The organism is Sphingomonas sp. HITSZ_GF (assembly GCF_029543155.1).
In the GTDB taxonomy this organism is placed as follows: Bacteria; Pseudomonadota; Alphaproteobacteria; order Sphingomonadales; family Sphingomonadaceae; genus Sphingomonas.
Window position 1 is genome coordinate 42565 of record NZ_JARQXA010000008.1, and the last position, 24619, is coordinate 67183.

The window sequence follows — 24619 nt, forward strand, 5'->3', positions numbered from 1 at the left end:
GCCGATGTCGAACATCGCCTTCCTGTGGGACAATTTCGGCCCGACCCATATCGATGAGTGCGAAGCCCTGGCGGCAGCGCTGCCCGATGGGGCAAAGCTGACCGGCATCGAGCTCTTCTCGAAGAGCGGCACCTATGGCTGGGGCCGCTGGCAGGGCACGGGCTTCGAGCAGGTGACCCTGTTCGACGGCAGCGAGCAGCAGGTGCGCCCCGGCACGCTCCAGATCGCCCGCAAGATCGTGCAGACGGTGCGGGCGCGGAAGATCAAGCACGTCTTCTTCTGCCACTATCAGGAACCCTATATCCTGCTCTCGGCCTGGGCGCTCCGCTTGCTCGGCTGCCGGCTGTACGTGCTTTCCGATTCGAAGTTCGACGATTACCCCCGCCATCTGCGCCGCGAGCTGGGCAAGTCCTTCTTCATGACGCCCTATCACGGCGCGCTCACCGCCAGCCTGCGCTGCAAGGACTATATCCGCTTCCTCGGCGTGAACCCGGATCGGATCCGCCGCGGCTATTACTCGATCTCGATGGACCGCGTGCGCGCTGCTGCCGGCGCAGAGCCCGCTCCCGGCGGCCTTCCCCATGGGGAGCGCCATTTCCTGAGCATCGCTCGCCTGGTGCCCAAGAAGAACCATGTGATGCTCGTCGACGCCTATGCGCGGTACAAGGCGACGGCGACCTCGCCGCGCAAGCTGATCCTGTGCGGCTCCGGCCCGCTGGAGGCGGACATCCGCGAGCGCATCGCGGCGCATGGCCTGGAGGACTGGATCGAGGTGCGCGGCAACGTCCTCCCCGCCGATGTCGCGACCGAGCTCGGCCGCGCGCTCTGCCTGTTGCTGCCCAGCATCGAGGAGCAGTTCGGCATCGTCGTGCTCGAGGCGCAGGCGCTGGGCCTGCCGGTGATCGTCTCCGACAATGTCGGCGCCCGCGACGTGCAGGTCCGCACCGGGGTGAACGGCTTTGTCGTCGAGCCGGACAATCCCGAAGGCATGGCCTATTTCATGCGCAGCCTGAGCGATGACGAAACGCTGTGGCGCGCAATGGCGACCGAGGCCGGCAAGTTCAGCCAGAAAGGCGACATCCCAGTCTTCGTGGACGCCGCCCTGGAGCTGATCCGCTCCTAGCCTCGCCGGCGCGCCGCGCCCCGGGGCATTGCCCCCCCCGCCACAGCCTTCGGCTTTCGAAGCTTTTTCGCCGCGGGCATCGCGGCAACGAGGATGCAGATCTGCACCGCCTTCACCACACGCGCCTCGGCGCCGGCGGGCGAGAACAGGATGTCCCAGACGAAGAACATCACCGTCACCGACACCAGGTACACCGGGACCGGGCTGATCTTCAGCGTGTGGAACATGGCCCGTAGCACCAGCCACAGCCCCCAGATCCACACGAGCGCGGCCAGGATTCCGCCCTCCACCCAGGCGCCGAGCACGAACGAGTGCTGCGGAATGCCGAAGCCGTAGGTCCGCACATAATAGTCGTAGCTGTAGGACAGGCCGAGGCGCTGCAGCTCGATGAAGTACATCCGCACATAGTGCGAATCCTTGGCGAAGGACCCGTGGCCTATGATCGGGGAATCCTTGATGGCCTGGACCGTGGCGAGCCACTCGGTGCGCCCGGCCAGCAGGAAGTTGAGATCGCCCGCGGTCTGCGCGCGGAACTTCGCCTGCGCCGCCTGGCCGAACAGGCCCGAATCCGCACCCCATCCATAGGCGGCCGACATGAGCTGCGCGCCGACGAACCCCATGATGAGAAGCACGGCGAACGAGGAAGGCGTGATCTTGGCGGCCATCTTGGGATACTGCCGCACATAGAGGACCAGCATCGCAAAGCAGAGCGCCAGGAACAAGGTCGCGAAGATAGAACGCGAGTTCCTGAACAGGCAGAAGAGCGCGAGCACGAGGAGCAGCACCGGAATGGCGCGGCGCACCTCGGGCCGCTCGAAGAACGGCAGCACGCTAATGCCGGCGATCATCAGGCTGATACCGATGCCGACGCCGAACTTCAGCGGGTCGGAGGAAATCAGCGAATCCGAGGTCGTCAGCGAATGCAACGTCAGCGCCAGGCCGACACCGAACAGATAAGTGCCCAGCAGACGCCATTTGCCGCCCGTCAGCAGCCAGATCATCACGGTGTTGATGCCGAAGAACGCGGTACGCGCCCAGGCACGCGAGTAATCCTCAACCGGCGTCGCCTGATAGATGTCGGAGATGATGGTGCCGACAAGGCCGATCAGCAGCAGCACCAGGAACGGCACCACCGGCTGCAGCCGGTGCAGCGCACCCTTGCGGGTCAGCAGCACGGCCGCGATGAGCACCGACAGGAAATCGTGCAGATACAGGGTGCCGATCGACCGGAATTCCACCGCCATGGTCAGCGGCAGCAGCAGAATGACCGCGTATTGGATCATTTCGCCCAGATCAAACCGGCCGCGCACCATCCCCGCCCCAGGCGCAAGCTGAGCCAACTCCGCCGTCCTTCCTACTTCGCGGACCGCGACGCGGCATGGGGCGCATCCAGCCGCCGCACCGAGACGTCGTCGATCCAGATTTCGGACTGGGCGCCACCGACGCCGGTGGAAAGCACGGCCAGCCACTGCCCGGGGCAGTCCGCCCCGATCGAGAAGTCCTGCGCGATGTTCTGGCCCTGGCCGTTCGCGGCCACAGGCATGCGCGCGGCCTCCTTGCCGCCGATACACTGCACGGAAAGCACCGGGACCTGCTGGCGATCCTCGGGTCCGGCACCGACCCGGGCGCGCAACCGATAGCGGCCCGCAGGAAGCATCAGGAACTCGCGGGCAAGCTGGGTCCCGGCGGCCGCTTCGTTGGAGACGATGAGATGATAGCCCTCACCGCCTTCCGCCGGCCCGATCGCAACCCCGGCGCCCGGATCGTCCGCCAGGCGCCACTCGAAGGGCGGCATCTCGTTGTGGAGCTCGAAACCGCCGTCGCGCACCCCCGACCGGCGAGGATCGACCTTGCGGGCCTGGGCATAGATGTCCGCGGCGATCGCATATTGCTTGGCGCCCACGAGCTTCTCGATCACGTCGATCAGCGTCTTGCGGTCTTCCTCAAGTGCGGGGTTGAGGTGGAGCGGCAGCAGGAGGGCCGCATAATGCGGCCCGGCCGGCGCATCCGACTGGACCAGAGCATTGACGAAGGCCGACCACCAGAGCGGCCGCTGCGCCAGGCGGCGGGCCAGCGGCTGCGTGATCGCGGGATCGGACGATGCCTGGACCAGCACCGGCAGCAACAGGTCGCGCGCCGGTCCCGAAACCGACAGCGCGCGGTGATAGTGGAGCAGCGCACCTTCGATGTCCTGCTCGCTCACATCATGCTCGATGAGCCACAATTGCGTGCCGAGATCGCGGCGAGACAGGCGCTCGCTGAGCTGCATGAGCCGCGCAGCACCGGGCCGGTCGTTCCGCACGTCGGCCAATAGCGCGAGCGTGCGGATCGCCTCGACATTGCCCGGCTCGCGCTTCAACGCTGCCTTCGCGTCCTTCTCCGCCTGTGCCAGCGATTCCGGCTTCAGGTCGCTGGTCATGGTCGAGGCGGCGCGCGCCGCATGCGCCTCCGCAGTTCCCGGGAACCATCCCAGGCTCAGCGGGGGATTGCTCCGCGAATAGACCTGCGAAATCGTGACGGCCAGCACGAGCCAGAGCAGCACGATGCCGAGCAGCACCGCTGCCGCGATGCGAACCAGCGCTGGACGCGAACTTAGGACCTGGAACCGAGGAGGCACGCGTTGCGGGCTCATGCCGCAGGCGTGCCCCGCTTCGCAGTGTCGCCATAGCCATAGCCATAGCCGTAATCATAGCCATAGCCGTAATGCGCACGGCGCACGTTGAACTTGGTCAGGATCGCGCCGAGCATGTTCGCGTTCGCGGCCATCATGCGCGTGACGGCGACGCGGGCCAGGCCCTTCTGCGTCGCGTGCGATTCCACGACGAACACCGCACCCTCGACCTTGCTGCCGATGATCGGCGCGTCGGCAAGGCCCATCACCGGCGGCGCGTCGAGGATCAGGTGATCGAACGAGCCACGCAGCTCGGCGATCAGCTTCTCGAAACGCTCGCTCGAAAGCAGCTCCGGCGCGCTGGGCGGCTGCGGGCCGGCCGGCATGATCCAGAGCCCTTCCACGCTGGTCGGGACGATCAGCGCGGCGGCGTCGTCGCTGCCCGCCAGATAGTTCGAGAGGCCCATCTTGTTGCCGACTTCGAACATGTAGTGGATCGACGGCGAACGCATGTCGGCATCGATCAGCAGCACCTTGCGATTGGCCCGGGCCAGGCTACGCGCAAGCGCGTAGCTGGTGGTCGTCTTGCCTTCCGCAGGCCCCGTGCTGGTGACCGCGAAGACATGCGGGGTGCCGTGATCGGTGGCGAACGAAAGGTTCGTCCGCAGCGACAGATAGGCTTCCGTGATCGGCGACTTGGGATCGCCGAGCGCGGTGCGCGGATCGGTGTCGCCCGTCTGCGGCACCGTGCCAAGCAACGGCACGCCCAGCAGTGCCTCGACCTCGGCGGGATCGTCCACGCCCTGGTCGAGCTGCTCGAACACCAGCGCAGCACTCAAGCCGAGGAACAGGCCCGCGGCCACTGCGATCAGGATATTGAGCAGCGGCTTCGGGCTGGAAGGCGTGCGCGGCATTTCGGCACCGTCCACCACCGAGATGTTGTTCAGGCCGACGCTGCCCGCCACGCCGATCGTCTTGTAGCGCTGGAGCAGGCCGTCATAGAGCTGGCGGTTGGTGTCCACGTCGCGCAGGAAGATGTTATACTGGATGCTGCGGCGGCGCATGTCGAGCATGCCCGTCTTGAGGCCGCTCACTTCGGACTTCAGTTCGTCTTCACGCTTGACGCTGGCCTCATAGGCTTGGCGCAGCGTGCCGCCGATCCGCTTCTCTTCCTGACCGATGGCCCGATCGAGCTGGGCGATCTGGCTCTCGAGCGCCTTGGCGGGCGGATACTCGCTCTCGAAGGTAGCGCGCATCTTGGCATAGTCGCCGGCCAGCTCGGCGCGCTTGCTGCGCAGCGAGACGACCGTCGGGTTCTGCGCCACTTCGGCGGACTGGCCGCCGCCGGCGCGCAGCTTGCTCTCTGCAAGCACGCGATCAGCAGTCGCGCGCGCCAGCTCTCGGTTCAGCGAGGTCAGGTCGTCCGCAGCGATCGGACGCTCGGGGCTCGACGCGCCGTCGCCATTGTCGCCTGCGGGGAGATTCACAATCCCCTCGCGCGAGGCGTAATCGACGAGGCGTCGCTCGGATTCATCGATGCGGCCGCGCAGTTGCGAGAGCTTGCCCTCGAGGAACTTGCGGGCATAGGCCGTCGCCTCGAAACGGCGATCGAGCGTCTCCTGGACGAAAGCCGCCGACCAGGCATCGACGACGCGCTTCGAAAGCGCCGGATCCGGGCTGGTGAAGCTGATGCCGACGAGGCGCGACATGCGCTCCGGCGCGACCTTGAACCGGCTGAGCAGGATATCGCTTGCGATGCGCATGCGCTCCGGAGCCGGCGGCGCCGCGCGCGAGATGCGCGAGCCATTGAACCAGTCCGCGGTCTTCACGCCGAAGGAATCGAGGAAGGGCTTGCTGTCCGCCAGACCCAGATCCTTGACCACGCGCTCCGCCAGGCTGCGCGACTGCAGCAGGCCATATTGGGTTTCGTAGAATTCCTGGTCGACCATCATCGTGCTCGACTGGGTGGTGTCGACATTGGTCAGGCCGGTATTCTCGCGCTGGATCTCCAGCGTGGCGCGCGCCGTATATTGCGGCGCCATCAGCAACGTCACCAGGATGCCCAGCAGCACGGCGGCAATGGTGGTGCCGATGACGAGCCATTTCCGCCGACGGATCACCGACAGCAGATGCGGAATGAACGACGCTCCGCCCTCCGGCGCCAGCCCACGATTATCGTGTACCAGCTCGCCTTCGTCGGCCCCCTGAGCCCGCAATTCGATCATATTCATCTTGTGCAAAATCCAGCGAGGCTCAGTTGAGCACGGCGAGAACGGCGGTCGTCAGGATCGGCGACGCCTGGATAAAGGTCTGGAACAGGCGCGTTCCGCGCGATTCCCCGACATAGATCAGATCGTTCGCATAGAGCTCCGGATCGTCCATGATCCCCTGACGAATGGAGCGGAGGTCGTAGAGCGCGGCCATTTTCTTCGCGTTCACCGTCCGGAAGACCACGACATATTTGAGATCGGCATAGTCGCCCGCCCCTTCCGCAAGCGCAACCGAACGCATCAGCGTCAGCTTGCCCATGATCGGGTACATGCCGGGCTTCTTGACCTGCCCGTCGATCGTGACCAGCTGGTTGACCTTGGACACGTTCACCGTGACCTGCGGATCGCGGACATAGCGGCCGCGCAGCGAAGTCTCGATCGCACGCGCCAGCTCCAGCGGCGACTTGCCGGCGGCGTCCATTCCACCGACCAGCGGAAGCGAGATATTGCCGGAAGCATCGACCTGGACGGTGCGCTCCAGCTCGTCGATCCCGTACACCTGAACCTTGAGTTCGTCATACGGGCCAATGAGATATTCGCGCTGCCCCGCAACCAGATCGCTCCGCTCGGGAGCCGGCAGAGGACCCCCCGGCACAAACTCTAGTCCGGGGCGTCCAACGAACTTCTCACCAGCGCAGCCCCCCAGCGCGAGCGCAGCGATACACGCCCCCAGAACCCAAAACTTCATCTGAATCGATGCCTCGCAATAGATGAAAGCGCTGATATCGCGCGCCCTGCCAAGGGTAAAGGACTAATGGCTGGAGCGACGGCGCCGGATGCTATTGGAATCGCTGAATGCACCCGCCGAACTAGTCATCATCCAGCAGCCCAACGCGAACAACGCAGACAACAACGGCGTACGAAGCGGATAGTCGGTGATACTGGCCAGGCCCAGTAGAACCGCGATCAACATTCCGGTGCGGGCCACTTCCGAACCCAGACCGCCTTCGCGATACATCGCCCGTGCCCGCCTGACGCCCCAGCCGAGAAAAACGAGCAGCAGCAGCACTGCCGGGAGCCCGCCGGTGATCAGCAGTTCCAGCCAGTCATTATGCGCGTGGTTGAAGTAGCTGTAGTGCAGCGCGCTGTCCGGCTCGTAGCTGCGGAAGACGGGATCGAAGGCGCCGAACCCGATCCCGAACGGGAAGAAATCGCGCGCCATCGCCAGCGTCGTCGGCAAGGTGGTGACGCGCAACTCCGCATCGGCATCGAAGGCGGCGAAACGACCGATCGTGATCGCCCGACCGAAGGAAATCGTCACAATGACGGCAATGATGGTCAGCACAAGCACCGCCGCCGCAATTGCCAGTCCCTGCTTGCGATTGAGCCCGCCGATCAAGCCACGCGGCTGGATCAGCGCCGCGCCAAGCACTGCGATCGGGAAGAGCACCAGGCCGGAGCGCGATCCGACTGCCAGCATCACCGGGACCAGGCTGAAGCCGATCCCCACGGCCACGATCGCGCGCAGCCGCGCCCTATCCGGATTGTGCAGGGGCAGCAGCGTCCACAGGCGGAGAAGCGGGATGATGCAGACCAGCAGCGCGGCCTGGTGGTTGTGGTTGGCGAGCAATCCGGCACCGACATGGGCAGGCCGATAGAGCTGGAAATTGGTATCATCGCTGATCTGCAGGACGCCGATCAAGGCGCTGAGGCAGCCTATACCGACGATCGCCACCACGACCCAGCCGAGCTGCCGCGTCGACAGGGTCGGCACCGCGAATAGCACGGCGAATGCCGGCAGCAGCGCCAGCAGCGCGTTCCATGTAGCGTCGGGCGTCAGCGAAATGGGTCGCCACGGCTGCGGCATGCCGGCCGCTGCAGCGGCCTCGAGATAGGGCCCATGGCCCGGCAGCACGCCCCAAAGGCCGGGCGGCAGCGGGATGAGCTGCAGGCCGATGATCGCCGCCAGAACCGAAAGCCCGATAAGCGGAAGCCGCCGCCCCCTGGCCGTCGCACCCATCGGAAGCGCAGCCAACACGACGATGCACAGCACCAGAAGCGGCCGCAGCACCAGCAATGCCCCGACATCCGAGCGCGACGAGCCGCCCGCGAAGGCACAGGCAAGCAGCGCAAGGATCAGGATGAGGCTGCGCGGTTCCCAGTCTGGTTTCGCGGAAGTCCGCCGGGGCGTGGGAACGAACATCAACTAGGCACCTGTCGGCAAAAGGTTGCGTCGTTTGCGGTATCCGCCAAAGGGTTTCAAGTGGGCTGGACCGGCCCGCCGCCATCCCGCCGCAGAAAAATAGACCGCAAGGAGCGCCAGCGCGGATCGGGCGATCCCGGCGCCATGCCGAAATAGCGCGCCAGCGGAAAGCTGACCGCGCTCGCCACTGCCGATACCAGCACGGGGATCAGCGTGGCGGCCGCAGTTAAGAGCACGAACAGGATCGGGCTCAGCCACGGCCCGCCGATTCCGATGAATCCGGAGCCGACCTGGAGCAGCTTGGCGTGGAGGATGTAGATCGGGAAACTGAAAAGGCCGGCGACGACGAGGAAGTAGGGCGGCCGGATTCGCGCAGCGGCCACGATCAGCGCGCAGACCGTCACGCCGAGAGCCAGATAGAGCGGCGGGTTCGCGGGCACCACGAAATCCGCGATCAGGATGCGATGCAGCACACCCATCGGCTGGAAAATGTAGAGCGCCGCGACAGCGACGAGGAAAAGCAGCGCCGGTACCACGAACCGCGCATCCCCGGGGCGTCGATTCAGATAGAGATGCCGCGCCGCGAGCGCGATCGGCAGGTGGTAGAAGGCAGTGTCGAGGCCCCAAGGCACCCAGCCATGAATCCGCTCGACCTCGCCATGGAACAGCACCGTCCCGGCCGAGACCGCCAGGAACAGCAGGCGAACCGGCCTGGGCACGCTGAAATATGCCTGCATGACCAGGCGCAGCGAGACCAGCACGGGCAGGAACCACATGATCCCGTTGATCGCGCGCGAATTGGCGAACACCACCAGATCGGCGATCCGCACCCATTGCAGCCCGGTGACATATTCGGCGCGCGAGACCAGCACCCAGAACAGATAGGCGGTGATCAGGGGGGCGACGCCCCGGACCGTGTTGCTCCACGACTTGAAGGGCTTCACCAGCACGCCGGAGAGCGCGAAGAAGGCGGAGACGTGGAAGAGGTAGAATATCTCACCCAGCGCCCACACCACGTCGTGGGTCGGTCCGGCCAGTTTCTGGAACGGGAAATGCCCGACGATCACGGCGATGATCAGCGCGCCCCGGAGGGCATCGAGCGACTGGTCGCGCGCAGCAGTTGCAGGAATTTCCTCAGCCTGGCCGCGCATCAGCACCGTGCCAAGCGGCGCCGCGCGCCGTCAAACTCGTACATCCCGCTCCCCTGGGCCACCGGCCCCTGTCGATACCTGCCGCAGTAACAGTCGGCCGGGCGCATGGGAAGCGGCGCACCGATTTCGTACCGCCGCCGCGCACCGCTATGGCCCTGCCGCGCACTAGCCCCTATTGCACGGGCCGGGTTCGCCTTTCCTGGCGAAGGTCCAAGAGGGTGGGATCCGAGAATGCGCTTCTGGAAGCAAAAGGGGTCGATCGTGGCGGCCGCGGTCCTGTTGGTGCTGCTTTGCGCCATCGGCATGCGCGTCGCGCTGCTCGGCCATCAGTTCGGCCATGCCGATGATCTGGGCGTGGCTGCGACGCTGGCGGAAGCCCGGCTGCATCCGCAGACCAGCGCCCATCTGGCCGAGGAAGCCCGCGAGAAGGAAGCGCGCGGCCAGGGCACCCCCCGGACCGAGGCGATGCTCAAGCTCGCCGCAAACCCCGCCGCATCGGCGGCGATCGACGCGCTGGCCGCCTATCCCGTCGCCGCGGTGCCGATGAAATGGACCTATGCCCCGCTGCCCTTCCTGCTCACCCCGGCGCTGATCGGGCCGCAGCTGGACTATGCGCAGGCCAAGTTGCTCGGCCGGATCCCGTCGCTGCTGTTCGCGATCGCGACGCTGCTGGCGGTGATCCCGCTCTCCCGGCGGCTCGCCCCCGAGGCCTTCCCGGCGACTGCGCTGATCATCCTCGCGACCCTCGCCTTGTCACGCGAGTTCGTCGTCATGTCGGCGCAGATGCATCCCTATGCCGCGACGGTGTTCGTCGCGACGGCGCTGATCTGGCTGACGATCCACGACGCCGCCCGGCCCGCGCTCGCCCTGCGCTGGCGCGAGATCGCCCTGCGCGCGCTCCTGCTCGTCCTGGCGGTCTATACCAGCTACCAGGCCATCCTGCCGGTGGCCGCCTATCTGGCCTCGCTCGCGCTCCGCGACGTGCGGCTCTCCGATCTGAGCCTGGCCGGGCTGCGCAGGCACCTGCCCCGGCTGGCCGCGGCAGTGACGCTGGGCATCCTCGTCGGCATCGCCTTCCTGCCGGCCTATCTGTTCCGCGTGCGGACGATCCAGGCAGTCAACTGGAATGCCGGCCCCGGCGGCGAGTTCGTCTTCACCCCGGGCGGAATCGGTGCCGGCATCGTCAAGGCGCCGCTGTTTCTCCTCCACAATGGCTGGCTGACCGCAGAAGCGATGCTGTCCCCCAGCGACCCCGCAGGCTGGGCGGCCGCGATCATCAGCCTTGCCATCCTGCTGTGCGCGCTGGCCGGCGCCGCCATAGCCCTGCGCGCGCTCGTTCGCTGCCTGCGCGCCGGCGCCGACTGGGGCCCGCTGCCCGCGCTCGCCACCTTCCTGCTGGCGCTGACCGGCCTGACGCTGCTCGCGGTTCTCGCAGGAAAGCTGCCGCTCGCGCCGACGCGGCACATGCTGCTGTTCCTGCCGCTGATCGCCGTCACCGCCGCCATCGGCGCCCGCCGCCTCGCTGCCCGGCTCCAGCTTTCGTTCGACACCGCGGCGATCGGGATCGCCGCGATCCTGCTGGTGGCCGCACTGACCAGCTTCCCGGCGCTATGGCAGGAACGCACCGATCGTTTCGACGAGAAGGCGATGGCGATGCTGGTCGGCAAGGTGCGCCCCGACGCCGTGCTGACCTATGGCCTGACCTATCAGATGGGGCTGATGCCCAGCGTGCGGGCGATCGCGCCGGTCATCGAGCTGAGTGACCTCGATCCGCAGCCGCTTCCCGCCGGGCTTCACCGGGTACTGCTGATCTCGCACCGCGGGCCGGTGGATCCGGCGACCTGCGCGCTGCTGGCCAAGCGCCTGCCAGACAGCCGGGCCATCTCCGGAAACGGCTGCCCTGTCGGCACCGAGCTGCACCCGCTCACCGCGCAGGACGGGGTGGAGATTGAAAGCAGCCAGCTTACCCGCAACGGCGGCAACGGCCTGTTCATCGCACTGGCAAGGCTGCCCTAGCCCTGGATCGCCTCGATCAGGCGCGGCAGCTGCTTGGTCGAGGAAAGCTCACCGGCCAGCTCCGCGCGGCGCGCCGCCCCGGGGTCGGCGCGGTCGCGGGCAAAGGCGCAAATCGCCTCGGCCAGCGCATCGGCATCGCCGGGCGGCACGAGGATGGCGGCACCCTGCAGGAACGCCGACAATTCGGTGCCTTCCGCCGCGGTGACCAGGATCGGCCGGCCGCTCGCCAGCATGCCGCCCAGCTTCGAGGGCAGCACCAGATCGGCCGCCTCGCGCATCTGCGGCAGCACGTGCAGGTCCGCCAGGTTGAGCAAGGCGCAGAGCTTCTCTTCGGGCTGGAGATCGAGGAAGCGCACATTGGGCAGCTGGCCGTAACGCGCGACGAGATCGGCCTTGGCCGGCCCGTCGCCCGCGATCACGAAGACGAGATCGGGCACGTCGACCAGCCGCGAGGCAGCCTCCAGCACAAGGTCGAGCGCCTGCTTGGTGCCGATATTGCCGGCATATTCAACCACCAGGCACCCGGCATCGAGCCCGAGCTCGCCCCGAAAGGGATTGGGACCGGACATCGGGGCGATGCGCGACTGATCGACCCAGTTGCGCACGATCTCGACCTTCTCGGGCGCCACGCCCTTGCGGATCAGCGCGCTGCGCATCGCCAGCGAGATGGTCACCACCCGATCGAACAGACGGCGCGTGGCGCGCTCATAGGCGGTGGCGATGCCGCGCAGAAAGGCGAGCTTGCTCAGATGGCCCACTTCGAACGCGGCATCCAGCTCGAGGTCCTGGACGTGCAGCACGGTGCGTGCGCCGACCAGCCGGGCGAGCAGCGCCGCCGGCATCGCGCAGAACAGCGTCGGCTCGACGCAGAAGACCGTATCCGGGCGGAAGCGCAGGATGCGCCAGGCGAGGACAGGGAAGGAAAAGGCCGCGAAGCTGACCGGGGCGAGCAGGCGCCAGATCCCGCCCATCTTGCGGCGCAGCAGCAGCGGGCAGCGATAGATGCGGCGGCCGGGCGATCGTTCGGCGGTATAGCCCCAGCGGCGATAGCCGTCACGGACATACCAGCCCGGATAATGCGGCGGCGCCGTGACCACTTCGAGCGTGCTGCCGGTGGCTTCGATCGCGGCGCCAATCTCGCCGGTATAGCGCCCTGCCCCGGCCAGCTCGGGCGCATAGTTCATCGCATAGATGAGCACGCGCCTAGCCGGTGCAGCTGGAATGCTATCGCTGATTTGCGAGGCTTCGCCCCCCGCGGGTCCGCTCATCCTACCCTCCGGATGACCGGCCGCTTACTGGACCTCGGGGCCACCCGGCGGCGGACCACCCTGGGGACCGCCGGGCGCGCCGCCCTGGCCCTGCATCTGCTGCATCATCTGCTGCTGCATCATCATCTGGCGGAGCTGCTCGGCCGGGATCAGGTCCTTGATCTCGAGATCGAACTGCAGGAGCTTGCCATAGAGCGGGTGCTGCGGGCCGGCCTTGTCATAGGCGAGGCTCGACGGGATCCAGACGCGCATCTTGCCGCCCTTGCTCATCATCTTGAGCGCTTCGTCGAAGCCCGGGATCGCGCCGCCCACCTGGAGCGGAATCTCGCCGGCCGGCTGGAAGATGGTGCCGTCGCGCAGCGTGCCGGTGGTGAACACCTTCACCCCGTCGCCGTCCTGCGCCTTGGGGCCGGTGCCTTCCTTGAGCACCTGATACTGCAGGCCCGACGGCGCGGTCTGCACGCCGATCTGGCCCTTGTTCCAGGCGAGGAACTGGGCGTCGTCGCCCTTGGCGGCGACCGACGCACGCGTGCCGGTCCAGGCCAGCGCCACCGCAACGGCGATCGCCAGGACGATCCCGGCCCAGAGCCAGGTCTTGTAGCTGCGCTTTACGGGCTGGAGCGGAACGGCGGTCACAGACATGCGGAAGGCTCCAGGCGCGGGTATCGGACTACCCGAAAGTCACGAAAGTCACGACAAGCTACGCGCGCGAGGCGCGCGTAGCCGAATCGCGAAATCAACGGGCGCTGTCGCGCTCCATGCGCTTGCGCTCGAGCTTGCGGGCGCGGCGAACCGCGGCAGCACGCTCGCGAGCACGCTTCTCGCTGGGCTTCTCGTAGTGGCGGCGGAGCTTCATCTCGCGATAAACGCCCTCACGCTGCAGCTTCTTCTTGAGCGCGCGCAGCGCCTGGTCGACGTTATTGTCGCGAACGATGATCTGCATAAACCCGTAGTGCTCCGATCTTCAAATCAATAGAAAAGGGTTCGCCGGAACGCAGGGTAGCGGCGCAAGTGGCGGCCACCTAACAGCGTCGATCCCATTTTTCAAGGGATAACAGGGCCTATCCCATCATCCCCGCGGTGAACCGCTCAGGCAGCCGGCTTGCCGGTGCAGAGCCCGAGCCGCTTGCCATAGACGCGCATCCTGACCGCCGCATAGCCCGGCTGGCCTTTCGCGCCGCTATTCTGCTCCACTGCGACGTCATAGGCATCCTTGCCCATCGTGCCCTTGTAGAGCAGCGTGGTCTTCGCGCCGTCCTTGTCGCACTGGATCTCGACGTCGATCTTGCCGCCCTTCTGGACGAATCGCGGGAAGGTGCAGCGCCCGCCGACCTTTTCGAGCATGGTGATGTCGACCGGCGCCAAATCCGCCGCGGTCTGGCACTTCACGGCGTGGCGCGGGATCTTGGCGGCGGCCTGCATCTGCGCGTCATGCTGCGGGCCATCCGCGAAATCGGCCGAGACCAGCTCGGTGCCCGATTCCCAGGTGCCCGGCTGCATCGCCTGCTTGGCGCGCGCTGCCTTGGTGAGGCTGGCAACTTCTTCCATCGAGGCATTCTGCACATCGACCTCGCCGGTGGCAGCCGCCTGGCGCTCCGCAGCGGACTGGCAGCCGGCCAGCGCAAGCACGGCGCCGGCGAGCAGGATCGCACGCATCTTCATGAAGTCCCTCTCCAAATTCCGCAGCTTCCTGAGCCGATCCCGCCGGCAAAGACAAGACCGATCTTCGCGTTATAGTGGCGCGATGACCCGCCCCGACACCGCCGCCCAGACCCGCCACCGCCTGCGCTCGATCCTGGGAGGATCGGCCGGCAACCTGGTCGAATGGTATGACTGGTATGCCTATGCGGTGCTCGCCAGCTACCTGGCGCCGCACTATTTCCCCGAGGGCACCAGCCAGGACATCAGCGCCTGGATCGTCTTCGCGATCGGCTTCTTCATGCGGCCGATCGGCGGCTGGCTGATGGGCATTTACGGCGACCGGCGCGGGCGCAAGGCCGGACTGACCCTGTCGGTGACGCTGATGTGCGCCGGCTCGATCCTGATCGCCGTGACGCCCAGCTATGGCGAGATCGGCGTGGCCGCCACAGTCGCGCTGGTCGTCGCCCGCCTGCTCCAGGGATTGAGCCTGGGCGGCGAATATGGCGCCAGCGCCACCTATCTCTCCGAAATGGCCGGCAGGAAGCATCGCGGGTTCTTCTCCAGCTTCCAGTACGTCACGCTGATCTCGGGCCAGCTCGTCGCGCTGCTCGTGCTGCTGGTTCTCCAGGCGGTGATGAGCGAGGCCGACCTGAAATCCTGGGGCTGGCGCATTCCCTTCGCGGTGGGCGGCGTGCTGGCGCTCGGCGTGTTCTGGCTGCGCCGGCGCCTGGCCGAAACCGAGAGCTTCGAGAAGCGCGAGGCGGGCAAGAAATCGAGCGCGCTGGCGCTGCTGCGCGAGCATCCGCGCGAGGCCGCGGTGGTGATGCTGCTCACCGCGGGCGGCACCCTCGCCTTCTATGCCTATACGATCTACCCGATCGCCTTCCTCAAGAAGACCGCCGGCTTCTCGGACACGGCAGCGACACAGGTGAACGCAGCCGCGCTGTTCGTGTTCATGGCGATCCAGCCGCTTGCCGGCGCGCTATCCGATCGGATCGGGCGCAAGCCGCTGATGGTAGGCTTCGGCGTGCTCGGCACCCTGCTCAGCTATCCGATCTTCGTAGCGATGGAAGGCGCGCGTGACGGGCTGACTGCCTTCGCGCTGATGACCGGGGCACTGGTGATCGTCACCGGCTACACCTCGATCAACGCCGTGGTGAAGGCCGAGCTGTTTCCGGCGCATATCCGCACGCTGGGCGTGGCCCTGCCCTATGCGCTGGCCAACGCGCTGTTCGGCGGCACCGCGCCGAGCGTGGCCCTGTGGTTCAAACAGGAAGGCTGGGAGCGCGGATTCTACTGGTATGTCACTGGGATGATCGCAATCTCGCTGCTCACCTATCTGCGCATGCGGGACACTGCGAAACACTCGCAGATCCTCGAGGACTGATTAGCTATTGCTAATCATTAGCAGATTTTTCCAATGACCCGCGGCACCCGCCTCGAGGTCGATCCGGCGCAAGCTGTTGGCGCGCGCCCGAAATAACCCGGCCGGCCCTGTATCCGCCAATGGACTCGGAGCCCGTCAAACAATCGTGCGGTGATGGATGTTGATCGGTGCATTCTTCTTGATGCTTGCGGCACTCAATCAGGAGGTGCCGGTCCAATCAACTGACCAGGGAGTCCTTGTTCAATCGGGCCCCGTAAGGAGACTGGACAGGAATGTTCGCCAAGCCCTGATGCCGGGAAAGCCCGACAAGCAAATCAAGCCAGTCAAAGGCTTTTCCTGCCGGCACTTCCTGGGCTATTCCGAAGCTCAAATGCACGTAAATGTGCAAATGGGTGACAGGGCCTGTTCGGGAGAGATATTTCCAGACCATGGCTTCCGCCAGGTCAATTACCTGCGGACTTCCGCGGGTTCGTTGATGGTGGTGATCTATAGTCCGCGTGATCGCATCGATGCCGCCAGCCGCGTGATAATCTACCTGAATGGTGGTCCGCGCTCCATCACCACCAACCGCCCCCTGGCCCAGCAGTTGGTAGCGAAAGGCTATACCGTCCTCATGCCCGTCTATCTCGGCGAGCTCGAGACTCTTCATCCGGCGCCGGATATGCCCGGTGCGGTAGAGCAAATTCGCGCGCTGACACGCTGGGCGGGCGACCGGCTGGTCGCGACGGTGGGAATAAGTACCGGTGCCTATCTTGCAGCGGCCGCCTGCACGGCACATTGCCCGCCGCGTATCCTCCTGGCGCCGCCGCTTACCACGCCCGAAGACGTGATGTCGGATAAACGGGTCGACTGGAGCAAACTGACCGACGGCTCTTGCCTGTGGCGACACAACGGCCCGCACCGGGTGTGCGCCGAAATAGAGACTTTCCTCAAATCCTTTTGGGGCGAGCGATATTATCGCACGAGCCTCACGAGCCTGTTGCGGGGCCAGTGCGCCCGGGTGCGGATCGTCGTCTCGCCGGACGACACCCGCGTTTATGACCCCAAGGGGATTGCCGACCTCCGTTCCGCCGGATGCGCGATAGAAACGCCGGCCGGGTATCAACATGCGATGGTCGATGCGAGCCCGGTGCTCAACGAGCGAACGCTCGCGTTGATCGCGCGCCAGGAAGCGCCGCGCCCAGCCGGGCAGATGCAATCGGTCCAATAGCGCGGCGCTCGACAAGGACGTCCGCGCTAGCGCCCGGAGAGAATCCGTCGAAATGAAACGGCCAAAAGATTTTGCGACAAACCGTTACGGGTTCGCGCAAATGGCTACGTCTATTGTTTCCACGCGTTGCAGCCGTGCAATACCGGCGTTAGGCTCGGCGTATAAAACTATGGAATGCCACAAGCAGCTTTAGCCCCCGCCTTGGACCAAGAGACCCGCCTGCTGATCGTCGATGACGATCCCGGAATCCGCGAGCTCACCGCGGCCTTTCTCTCGCAACATGGCTATATCGTCGATATCGCCTCGGGCGCGACCGAGATGCGCACGCTCACCGCGCGCCATGATTACGACCTCATCGTGCTCGACGTGATGATGCCCGGCGAGGACGGCCTGACCATCCTGCGCTCGATGGACCGCGAGGCCGGCCCCGCGGTGATCCTGCATTCGGTGATCGGCGAGGATATCGACCGGATCGTCGGACTGGAGATGGGCGCGGACGACTATGTGCCCAAGCCCGCCAATCCGCGCGAGCTGCTGGCGCGCATCCGCTCGGTGCTGCGCCGCAGCCAGGGCGATCGCGGCGCGGCGCCGACGGCGATTCCCGCCCGTGCCTTTTTGCGCTTCGCCGGCTGGCGGCTCGATCCCGTGGCGCGCCAGCTCTGGGATCCAGACGATGTGATCATCAACCTGTCCGACGGCGAGTTCCGCCTGTTGCTGGCACTGGTGGAGCGGCCGCGCCGCGTGCTGACCCGCGACATGCTGCTCGATCTCTCGCGCGGGCCCAATGCCGAGCATTTCGACCGGGCGATCGACGTGCAGATGAGCCGCCTCCGCAAGAAGCTGGCGCGGCCCGGCTCCGAGGACCTGATCCGTACGATCCGCAACGAAGGCTATATGTTCGTCACCGAAGTGACGGCCAAGTGATCCGGCAGTGACGCGCCGTTCGATCACGGTTCCCATCGTATTGCTGGTTATCGCCGCGGCCCTGATCGCGACGACGACGCAGTTCACGATCATGTTCAACGGCCCGCCGCCGGGCCCGGGACCGCTGCCGCTTGCCCGCGTTGCAGAGGCGCTGAAGGGCGGCGTGGTGCCGCCTTCCGCCCAGCGCCGGATGAGCATTACGCGAACAAGCGAGGACAAGTTCGGCCGCGAGGACGAGCGCCCCTCCCCCGCGCGCGATGCGGCGATCGCTCGGCTGATCGGCGTGCCCGCCGCACGTGTGCACGGGCTCTATCAGTTCCCCGCGCGCGATCCCGACCAGGACATGCACGGCAGCTTCACCGTGGCACTGGAGGACGGCGACGGCTGGATCATCGCCTCGAGCAGCTTCCGCCCCACCTTCACGCCCTGGCACCTGGCGCGACTGATGGGCATGCTGGCGGTGCTGCTCGTGCTCTCGCTGCTCGCCTGGGGCGTCGCACGGCGCATCTCGCGCCCGATCCGCGAGCTGGCCGGCGCAGCGACCCGGATGCGGCTGGGCGCGCGCCAGCCGATCCCCGACAAGGGCCCGCGCGAAGTGCATGAGCTCGCCCGCGCGCTGGAGAGCATGCAGGAGCGCATCCTGCACGAGGCGGAGAATCGCGGCGCCATGCTCGGCGCGATAGCGCATGATCTCGGCACGCCGCTGTCGCGCATCGCGTTCTGGGTCGAGCAGCTGCCCGACGCCGCGCGGCTGCGCGCCGAGGCGGATATCGAGGAGATGCGCGCGATGCTGAAGGCCGCGCTGCGCTTCACCCGCGACGAACGCAGCGCCGCGCCGCACCAGAAGCTCGACCTGGGCAGCCTGATCGAGAGCCTGGTCGAGGATCTGGCCGCGGCGGGCACCCCGGTGGAAGTCGAATCCGGCCCGCGCGCGGTGGTGCGCGGCGATCCGGCGCAGCTCCGGCGGCTGTTCACCAACCTGATCGAGAACGCCGTGCGCTATGGCGAGAGCGCCCGGCTGCATTGGCGCCCGATCGACGGCAAGGTGGACGTGCTGGTGGAAGATGACGGCCCCGGCTTCGACCCCGCCCGGGCAGAGGCGCTGTTCGCCCCGTTCGTGCGCGGTGAGGCGTCACGCAACCGCGAGACCGGCGGCACCGGCCTGGGCCTGGCGATCGTCCGATCGATCACCGAGGCACATGGCGGCGAAGTGACGCTGGAGAATCGCGATGGCGGCGGCCGGGTTCGGGTGCGCCTGCCCGTTTGAGTTGCAACATGTTGCAACATTTCGCCATTGCGCGAAATTACGTCGTATTTCCGGGATGTGACCAGAGCCCCTGACCAAGGAGGCGGTATGGAACATCAGGACGCGCATGATCTGGGCCTGGCCCATGATTTGAAGACCATGGAATTGCTGGCAAGCCGGCGACGCGCGCTCGGCTGGTTCGCCAGCGCAGGCGGCGCAGCGATGCTCGCCGCATGCGACGGCGGATCGGGCACCACCGCGAGCACCGCCAGCACCGGCACGACCACCGTGACGCCGACCCCGACCTCGTCGGCCACCGCCACGCCGACGCCCACCGCCACCGCGACCAGCGGCAGCTGCGTGGTCGATCCGACCGAGACCAACGGCCCCTATCCCGCTGACGGCACCAACACGTCGAGCGGCGCCACCTCCAACGTGCTGACCGCGTCCAACGTGGTGCGCAGCGACATCCGCTCGAGCTTCATCGGCAGCTCGACCACCACCGCAGCCGGCGTGCAGGTGACGCTCACTCTCACCCTGGTCGATGTGAACTCGGCCTGCGCGCCACTGGCAGGCTATGCCATCTATATCTGGCACTGCGACCGCGACGGGAAATACTCGCTCTACGACCTGCCGGCGGAAAGCTATCTGCGCGGCGTGGGCGTGACCGACAGCAATGGCCAGGTGAGCTTCACCACCATTTTCCCGGGCTGCTATTCGGGGCGCTGGCCGCACATCCATTTCGAAGTGTTCTCGAGCCTGGCGAACGCCACCGGCGGGCGCTACGCCACGCTGATCTCGCAGCTCGCCATGCCGAGCGCGGCGTGCAGCACGGTCTATAACAACGCGACCGGCTACACGACGAGCATCCGCAACTTCGCGAGCGTGAGCATCAACAGCGACAATGTGTTCGGCGACAACACCAGCGCACAGATCGCGCAGCAGACCCCGACGATGAGCGGCAGCGTCTCCGACGGCTACACCGCCACTGCGGTGATCGGCATCGCGCGCTGAAAACGCGCGCGAGCGGCGGGAGCGAGACTGGCCTGCTCCCGCCGCCTTGGCCGAATTTCTAGAGGATCATCCCACCGCCGCCGCGGATCGCGAGCACGCGGCCGATCGAATCGAACAGCGCGTCCATCGCCACCGGCTTGAACAGCACGTCGTCGGCACCCACGGCCAGGCAGCGCTCGCGCAGGTCGACCGCGGTATCGGCGGTGACGACGATGATCGGCAGCTCGCCCTTGGCGTCGCCGCGCGCACGGATGCGCTGAATGGTCTCGAAACCGTCCATGCCGGGCATGCGCAGATCGACCAGCACGACGTCGAACGAATCCGCGTCGAGCATAGCGAGGCCCTCCTCGGCCCAGCTCGCTTCGGCCATCGTCGCCCCGGCAACGTCGAGCATGTCCTTCACGACCCGACGGTTCATCGGATCGTCCTCAATGAAGAGGATGTTCATGCCCGCCCGCCCGTGGCGACCGGTTTCCAGGAAGTGCGCGCGACCGATTTTGTCATGTCCGGTGTGCTATCGTCCTAAGCCGCCCGAGATACAAGCGGGTCGCGACCACCCGCATTTGAATTTTCTTCCGCAGGCGGAATGATAGCATTGATCAGGTCGGCGCCGGTAACGGGTTTTTCGATTATTCGTCCGCCACTTGCCGCAATCAGCTCATTTGTGGTCTCCACATCGGGCTTCAGCCAGAGCACGAAATGGGCCGTCCCCTCGCATGCCGAACGCAGGCTGTGGAGTGCCGCCACGGCGCCATCGGCATCGGCCTTGAGGGTCGCTTCGTCCGCCAGGAGATGGGTGACGTCGCCCGCCTCGAGCATCGGCAGCGCCTCGGCCACGCTCGCGGCGAAACGCAGCCTGGCGACGCGCGGCTCAAACAGCGTGCGCAGCATCGAACGGGCGATCGGATTCTTGTCGAACACGACGAGATCGAGCCCGCCGGCACACTCGCTCGCAGCCGCCGCCTCAGGCGCCTCGGCAGGGACCAGCGGCAGATCGAGGATGAAGCGCGAGCCCTTGCCGTCTTCGCTCTCCACCTGGATGTCGCCACCCAGCGCGCGCGCCAGGTTACGGCAGATGGCAAGGCCGAGGCCGGTACCGCCGAAGCGGCGCGTCGTGCTGGTGTCGACCTGACGGAAGCTCTCGAATATCTCTTCGAACTTGGCGCGCGGGATGCCGATGCCGGTATCCTCGATGCTCAGCTTCAGGCGACGGTCATCGCCCTCCCCTTCGCCTACCGCGCGCAGCGTGACGCCGCCCTTCTCGGTGAACTTGATCGCGTTGGAGAGCAGATTGAACACCACCTGGCGCAGGCGCGCGGCATCGCTGACGATCCAGTGCGGCGCATGGCTGAGCTCGAGCTTGAACGACAAGCCCTTGGCCTGCGCCTGCTCCTCCCAGAGCCGCGTGACTTCGCGCAGCATCGCCGTCAGGTCCATCGGCGCCGCCTCGACGGTGAGGTTGCCCGTCTCCATCTTGGCGACGTCGAGAATGTCGTCGACGAGCGCGCGCATCGTCACGCCGGCGCCGTGGACGATACCGATCCGGTCGCGGGTCTGCGCCTCGAGCTTGGGATCGGAGAGCATGACCTGGGTCATGCCGAGAATACCGTTCAGCGGCGTGCGGATTTCGTGGCTGGTCGTCGCCAGGAACTCCGTCTTGGCCTTGAGCGCCTTTTCGAGCGCGCTGTTGGTCTCGTTCAGCACGATATTGGCGGCGCGCACCTTGTTGCGGCTGCGCCGGATCGTGAACAGGCCCCAGCCAAGCGCCGCCATGACGATCACTGTCGCGGCACCGATCAGCAGGAACAGGATCAGCTGGAAGCGCTGCGTGCGCGTGGCCTCATCCGCCTTCAGGCGCTCGATATTTGCCTGCTGGTCGGCATAGTTGAACTTGGCGGCCATCAGCGCGGCACCGGTGGTCGTCGCCACCTTCGAGGCTTCGTCCTCGAGCCGCTTGAGCGCCTCGAGATGCGCGAGCGCCGAGTGCGTGTCGCCGGCCTTGGTGAAGATCTCATAGGCGAAATAATGGTCGTTGCGGAATTCGACCCGGCTATGCTCGATATCGATGCCGTCAAAGGCCTGGCGGATCAGCTGCACCGCCCGATTCATGTCCCCGCGCTGCGAGGCAAGCTCGGCCGCGGTGGAGAGCATGTGCCGACGCAGCAGATCGGCGTCGGCCCCGCGGATCAGTTCGAAACCACGCTTGACCGTGCGATCGGCCTGATCGAACTGCCCCAGCGAGATCTGCCCGCGCGCCAGATTGCTGAGCATCATCGCCTCAAGCGCAGGCTTGCCAAGCTGGCGGGCGATGCCCACCGCAAGCTGATATTCGGCAATCGCCTCCTGATAGCGCTTGGCGGAGGACAGCGCATTGCCGCGATTATTGTGCAACGAAAGCGAGAGGATCGGATCCCCGTCAAAAGTCTCGACGGCGCGCTGGAAGTTCTTCTCCGCGCTGTCGAAATCGTTGGCGGTATTATAGAGCTGGGCGATGTTCTGATAGGCGATCGCCTTGCTGCGCAGCTCGCCCACTTGCTGGAAGATCTCCGCCGCCTGCTGATAGTTGTTGAGCGCGCGCACCGCCTGGTCGCGCGCCATGAACAGCGCTCCCTGCGACATCAGCAGGTCGCCGCGCAGCTTGATCGGCTCCTGGATCGATTCGATCAGGCGCAGGCCGTCCGCGAGCAGCGGCGCAGCCTGGTCCGGCTGGTCCATGCGCAGATGCGCCTCGCCGGCGAGCCAACGTGCGGCGGCAAGCCCCATGCGCTGCTGGCGCTGATCGGCAAGCTTGCGCGAAAGCGCGTCGATCGCGACAGCGTGGCGCAGCGCCTCCGGCTGATCGGCCAGCATGCTTTCGCGTGCCGCCTGGATCTCGGCGGTGATCGCCGGGGTGAATTCCTTGGCGGCATCGGCAAAGGCGGGAACCGCGACCAGCAATGCGACGAACGCCAGGAGATGGCGAAGCGCGGCGCGCATCAGGCGCGCTTCCAGAAACTCTCGGGGCGAACGAACGAGGTCGGCGACCCGCCCGCATTGTCGAGATGGCCATCGTCCGCCAGGAACTTGCGGAACGCGTCGAGCCCAAGCGGGCGCGAAATAAGGAAACCCTGCACCATGTCGCAGCCCATCACGCTGAGCAACGCCAGCGCCGACGGAGTCTCGACACCCTCGGCGGTGACTTCCATCTCGAGCGCATGGGCCAGGTCGATCGTCGAGCGGACGATCAGCGGGTCGCGGTTGCTGCTGGTCAGCTGCATCACGAACATCTTGTCGATCTTCAGCTCGCGCGCCGGCAGCTTCTTGAGATAAGCGAGCGAGGATAGCCCCGCACCATAATCGTCGATCGCCAGCGTAACGCCGCTGTCGGCGAACCATTGCAGGTGGCGGATCGCGCTCTCCGGATCGCGGATCACCGCGGTCTCGGTGATCTCGAAGCCCAGCTTGGCGTCGGTGTCGGCCAGCATCTCGCAGACTTCGTTGACGAAGGCGGCATCGGCCAGGAGCTGGCCCGAGATGTTGACGAAGAGCAGCATGTCGAAGCCGTCGGCACGCAGCTTCTTCTGGTCCTCGATCACCTGGCGCAGCGTCCAGAGCGTGAGCCGAGCGATTTCGCCCGCCTGCTCGGCAACAGCGATGAAATCGCCCGGCAGGATCAGGCCCCGCGTCGGGTGCTGCCAGCGGACCAGTGCCTCCGCGCTGGCGATCTCCTGGCGGCGGACATGCACCTTGGGCTGATATTGCAGGAACATCTCGCCGCTGGCGATCGCGCGGGGCAGTTCGCGCATGAGGGTAAGCTTGTCGAAGGCGAGATCGGCGCGGGTGAGATCGAGCATCACCACCCGGCCGTCGGCGCGTGCCTGGTCCAGCGCGGATTCGGCAGCTTCGGCGAGCAGGACCTCGTCATCTTCCACCGAAGGGGCGGCGGCGACACCGAAATGCATCTGAAGCTGGTGCGGCTCGCCGTCCAGGTCGAGCGTCCGCAGGAAGCCCTTGCGGATCTGGTCGATCTCGTCCGCCGCGGCTTCGGGCGATTCCCGCTCGAAGGCGATCTCGATGATCGCCCGCCCGGCGGCGGCGATCCGGACGTCGGGCACCAGCGAAGTGATTCGCCGCGCGACATCCAAAACCAGCGAATCAGCGCGTGCGCGGCCAAGGTGCCGGCGCAGCGACGCAAAATTTGCGATCTCGCAGAGTCCCAGAACGTGCCAGTATCGGCCTTCGATGTTGCGATCGTTACTTGCCCGGTGCAGTTCGCCCCGGCGCGGCGCGGAGCGACTTCCGCCCCGCACGCCACTATCGCGGCGGGCTTCGCGAACTTCCTGAGACAGCACGAATTCCCTCGCGATTTCCGCGTGTTCCGCGGAACTCGCGACCGCGCTGAACCCAGCGCTGGCCCGGGTCACCAAAGGCTCTTTTCGTGCCGACATGCACCCTAGGCCTAGGGGAAGACCCTTGAAGGAACCGTTAAATCGCGAAGCCTTGACGATTTCGATCCCGCCAATTCCGCAGAAATCCTGATTGATTCATTGTTAAGAGCTCTTTAACCATCCGAATCGCGCATCCGTGCGCACCGATGGGAGAATATCAATGTCTGCGTTTTTCGACCTTCTGTTCC

20 protein-coding genes are annotated in these 24619 nt (G+C 66.2%); 7 read left to right on the plus strand and 13 right to left on the minus strand.

What is annotated here, in order from left to right; translation table 11 throughout:
- Positions 1-4: 4 nt before the first annotated feature.
- On the plus strand, positions 5-1123 hold the full coding sequence (locus P6144_RS19090; RefSeq protein WP_277769414.1) for a glycosyltransferase family 4 protein: 1119 nt from the start codon (positions 5-7) through the stop codon (positions 1121-1123).
- On the opposite strand, the gene P6144_RS19095 is transcribed toward P6144_RS19090, so the two are convergent.
- From P6144_RS19095 to P6144_RS19120, 6 genes are all read right to left on the minus strand, one after another.
- Positions 1120-2463 (minus strand): O-antigen ligase family protein, encoded by a 1344-nt coding sequence (locus tag P6144_RS19095; RefSeq protein WP_277769415.1) that lies wholly within the window; start codon positions 2461-2463, stop codon positions 1120-1122. The genes P6144_RS19090 and P6144_RS19095 overlap by 4 nt on opposite strands.
- 14 nt (positions 2464-2477) lie before the next feature.
- Positions 2478-3740 carry a hypothetical protein gene (locus P6144_RS19100; RefSeq protein WP_277769416.1) on the minus strand — a complete coding sequence of 421 codons (1263 nt, stop codon included), beginning with the start codon at positions 3738-3740 and terminating at the stop codon, positions 2478-2480.
- Between the two features lie 11 nt (positions 3741-3751).
- Positions 3752-5959: a polysaccharide biosynthesis tyrosine autokinase gene (locus P6144_RS19105; protein ID WP_277769417.1), complete on the minus strand. Its 2208-nt coding sequence runs from the start codon at positions 5957-5959 to the stop codon at positions 3752-3754.
- Between the two features lie 28 nt (positions 5960-5987).
- On the minus strand, positions 5988-6599 hold the full coding sequence (locus tag P6144_RS19110) for a polysaccharide biosynthesis/export family protein (protein WP_277769418.1): 612 nt from the start codon (positions 6597-6599) through the stop codon (positions 5988-5990).
- A gap of 156 nt (positions 6600-6755) precedes the next feature.
- A complete protein-coding gene (locus P6144_RS19115) occupies positions 6756-8147 on the minus strand; it encodes an O-antigen ligase family protein (RefSeq protein WP_277769419.1) in 1392 nt (463 codons plus the stop codon).
- A gap of 56 nt (positions 8148-8203) precedes the next feature.
- A complete protein-coding gene (locus tag P6144_RS19120) occupies positions 8204-9298 on the minus strand; it encodes an acyltransferase family protein (protein ID WP_277769420.1) in 1095 nt (364 codons plus the stop codon).
- Positions 9299-9529: 231 nt separating this feature from the next.
- On the opposite strand from P6144_RS19120, the gene P6144_RS19125 reads away from it, so the two are divergent.
- On the plus strand, positions 9530-11314 hold the full coding sequence (locus P6144_RS19125) for a hypothetical protein (RefSeq protein ID WP_277769421.1): 1785 nt from the start codon (positions 9530-9532) through the stop codon (positions 11312-11314).
- Here P6144_RS19125 and P6144_RS19130 read toward each other — a convergent pair.
- From P6144_RS19130 to P6144_RS19145, 4 genes are all read right to left on the minus strand, one after another.
- Positions 11311-12513: a WcaI family glycosyltransferase gene (locus P6144_RS19130; protein WP_277769422.1), complete on the minus strand. Its 1203-nt coding sequence runs from the start codon at positions 12511-12513 to the stop codon at positions 11311-11313. The two genes, P6144_RS19125 and P6144_RS19130, sit on opposite strands and share 4 nt — an antisense overlap.
- A gap of 93 nt (positions 12514-12606) precedes the next feature.
- Complete coding sequence (locus tag P6144_RS19135) at positions 12607-13224, minus strand: FKBP-type peptidyl-prolyl cis-trans isomerase (protein WP_277769423.1); 618 nt, start codon at positions 13222-13224, stop codon at positions 12607-12609.
- Between the two features lie 94 nt (positions 13225-13318).
- The gene (gene rpsU / locus P6144_RS19140; RefSeq protein WP_010545388.1) at positions 13319-13525 is read right to left on the minus strand and encodes a 30S ribosomal protein S21; all 207 of its coding nucleotides are present in this window, start codon (positions 13523-13525) and stop codon (positions 13319-13321) included.
- 146 nt (positions 13526-13671) lie between these two features.
- Positions 13672-14244: a DUF3617 family protein gene (locus tag P6144_RS19145; RefSeq protein ID WP_277769424.1), complete on the minus strand. Its 573-nt coding sequence runs from the start codon at positions 14242-14244 to the stop codon at positions 13672-13674.
- Positions 14245-14326: 82 nt separating this feature from the next.
- Here P6144_RS19145 and P6144_RS19150 point away from each other — a divergent pair, with 82 nt between their 5' ends.
- The 5 genes from P6144_RS19150 (at position 14327) to P6144_RS19170 (ending at position 20004) form a co-directional block, all read left to right on the plus strand.
- The gene (locus tag P6144_RS19150; RefSeq protein WP_277769425.1) at positions 14327-15610 is read left to right on the plus strand and encodes an MFS transporter; all 1284 of its coding nucleotides are present in this window, start codon (positions 14327-14329) and stop codon (positions 15608-15610) included.
- 157 nt (positions 15611-15767) lie between these two features.
- The gene (locus P6144_RS19155; RefSeq protein WP_277769426.1) at positions 15768-16820 is read left to right on the plus strand and encodes a hypothetical protein; all 1053 of its coding nucleotides are present in this window, start codon (positions 15768-15770) and stop codon (positions 16818-16820) included.
- Positions 16821-16994: 174 nt separating this feature from the next.
- Positions 16995-17744, plus strand: a complete 750-nt coding sequence (locus tag P6144_RS19160; protein ID WP_277769427.1) for a response regulator transcription factor — start codon at positions 16995-16997, stop codon at positions 17742-17744.
- Between the two features lie 7 nt (positions 17745-17751).
- Positions 17752-19011 (plus strand): HAMP domain-containing sensor histidine kinase, encoded by a 1260-nt coding sequence (locus tag P6144_RS19165; RefSeq protein ID WP_277769428.1) that lies wholly within the window; start codon positions 17752-17754, stop codon positions 19009-19011.
- A gap of 87 nt (positions 19012-19098) precedes the next feature.
- Positions 19099-20004, plus strand: coding sequence for an intradiol ring-cleavage dioxygenase (locus tag P6144_RS19170; protein ID WP_277769429.1), 906 nt, complete (start codon positions 19099-19101; stop codon positions 20002-20004).
- A 58-nt stretch (positions 20005-20062) separates the two neighbouring features.
- Here P6144_RS19170 and P6144_RS19175 read toward each other — a convergent pair whose 3' ends face one another.
- The 3 genes from P6144_RS19175 to P6144_RS19185 all read right to left on the minus strand — a co-directional run bounded on the left by P6144_RS19175 (position 20063) and on the right by P6144_RS19185 (position 24254).
- Entirely contained in the window at positions 20063-20452 is a 390-nt protein-coding gene (locus P6144_RS19175; protein WP_277769430.1) for a response regulator, read from the minus strand.
- Positions 20453-20526: 74 nt separating this feature from the next.
- Positions 20527-22980, minus strand: a complete 2454-nt coding sequence (locus P6144_RS19180; protein ID WP_277769431.1) for an ATP-binding protein — start codon at positions 22978-22980, stop codon at positions 20527-20529.
- On the minus strand, positions 22980-24254 hold the full coding sequence (locus P6144_RS19185) for a GGDEF domain-containing phosphodiesterase (RefSeq protein WP_347275837.1): 1275 nt from the start codon (positions 24252-24254) through the stop codon (positions 22980-22982). The genes P6144_RS19180 and P6144_RS19185 overlap by 1 nt, the downstream gene beginning before the upstream one ends.
- Positions 24255-24619: the final 365 nt, after the last annotated feature.

Coding starts and splice junctions, on each gene's coding strand:
- P6144_RS19160 (WP_277769427.1), top strand. CDS start 16,995: ATGCCACAAGCAGCTTTAGCCCCCGCCTTGGACCAAGAGACCCGCCTG.
- P6144_RS19175 (WP_277769430.1), bottom strand. CDS start 20,452: ATGAACATCCTCTTCATTGAGGACGATCCGATGAACCGTCGGGTCGTG.
- P6144_RS19145 (WP_277769424.1), bottom strand. CDS start 14,244: ATGAAGATGCGTGCGATCCTGCTCGCCGGCGCCGTGCTTGCGCTGGCC.
- P6144_RS19105 (WP_277769417.1), bottom strand. CDS start 5,959: ATGATCGAATTGCGGGCTCAGGGGGCCGACGAAGGCGAGCTGGTACAC.
- P6144_RS19170 (WP_277769429.1), top strand. CDS start 19,099: ATGGAACATCAGGACGCGCATGATCTGGGCCTGGCCCATGATTTGAAG.
- P6144_RS19150 (WP_277769425.1), top strand. CDS start 14,327: ATGACCCGCCCCGACACCGCCGCCCAGACCCGCCACCGCCTGCGCTCG.
- P6144_RS19135 (WP_277769423.1), bottom strand. CDS start 13,224: ATGTCTGTGACCGCCGTTCCGCTCCAGCCCGTAAAGCGCAGCTACAAG.
- P6144_RS19120 (WP_277769420.1), bottom strand. CDS start 9,298: ATGCGCGGCCAGGCTGAGGAAATTCCTGCAACTGCTGCGCGCGACCAG.
- P6144_RS19155 (WP_277769426.1), top strand. CDS start 15,768: ATGTTGATCGGTGCATTCTTCTTGATGCTTGCGGCACTCAATCAGGAG.
- P6144_RS19090 (WP_277769414.1), top strand. CDS start 5: ATGTCGAACATCGCCTTCCTGTGGGACAATTTCGGCCCGACCCATATC.
- P6144_RS19125 (WP_277769421.1), top strand. CDS start 9,530: ATGCGCTTCTGGAAGCAAAAGGGGTCGATCGTGGCGGCCGCGGTCCTG.
- rpsU (WP_010545388.1), bottom strand. CDS start 13,525: ATGCAGATCATCGTTCGCGACAATAACGTCGACCAGGCGCTGCGCGCG.
- P6144_RS19115 (WP_277769419.1), bottom strand. CDS start 8,147: ATGTTCGTTCCCACGCCCCGGCGGACTTCCGCGAAACCAGACTGGGAA.
- P6144_RS19180 (WP_277769431.1), bottom strand. CDS start 22,980: ATGCGCGCCGCGCTTCGCCATCTCCTGGCGTTCGTCGCATTGCTGGTC.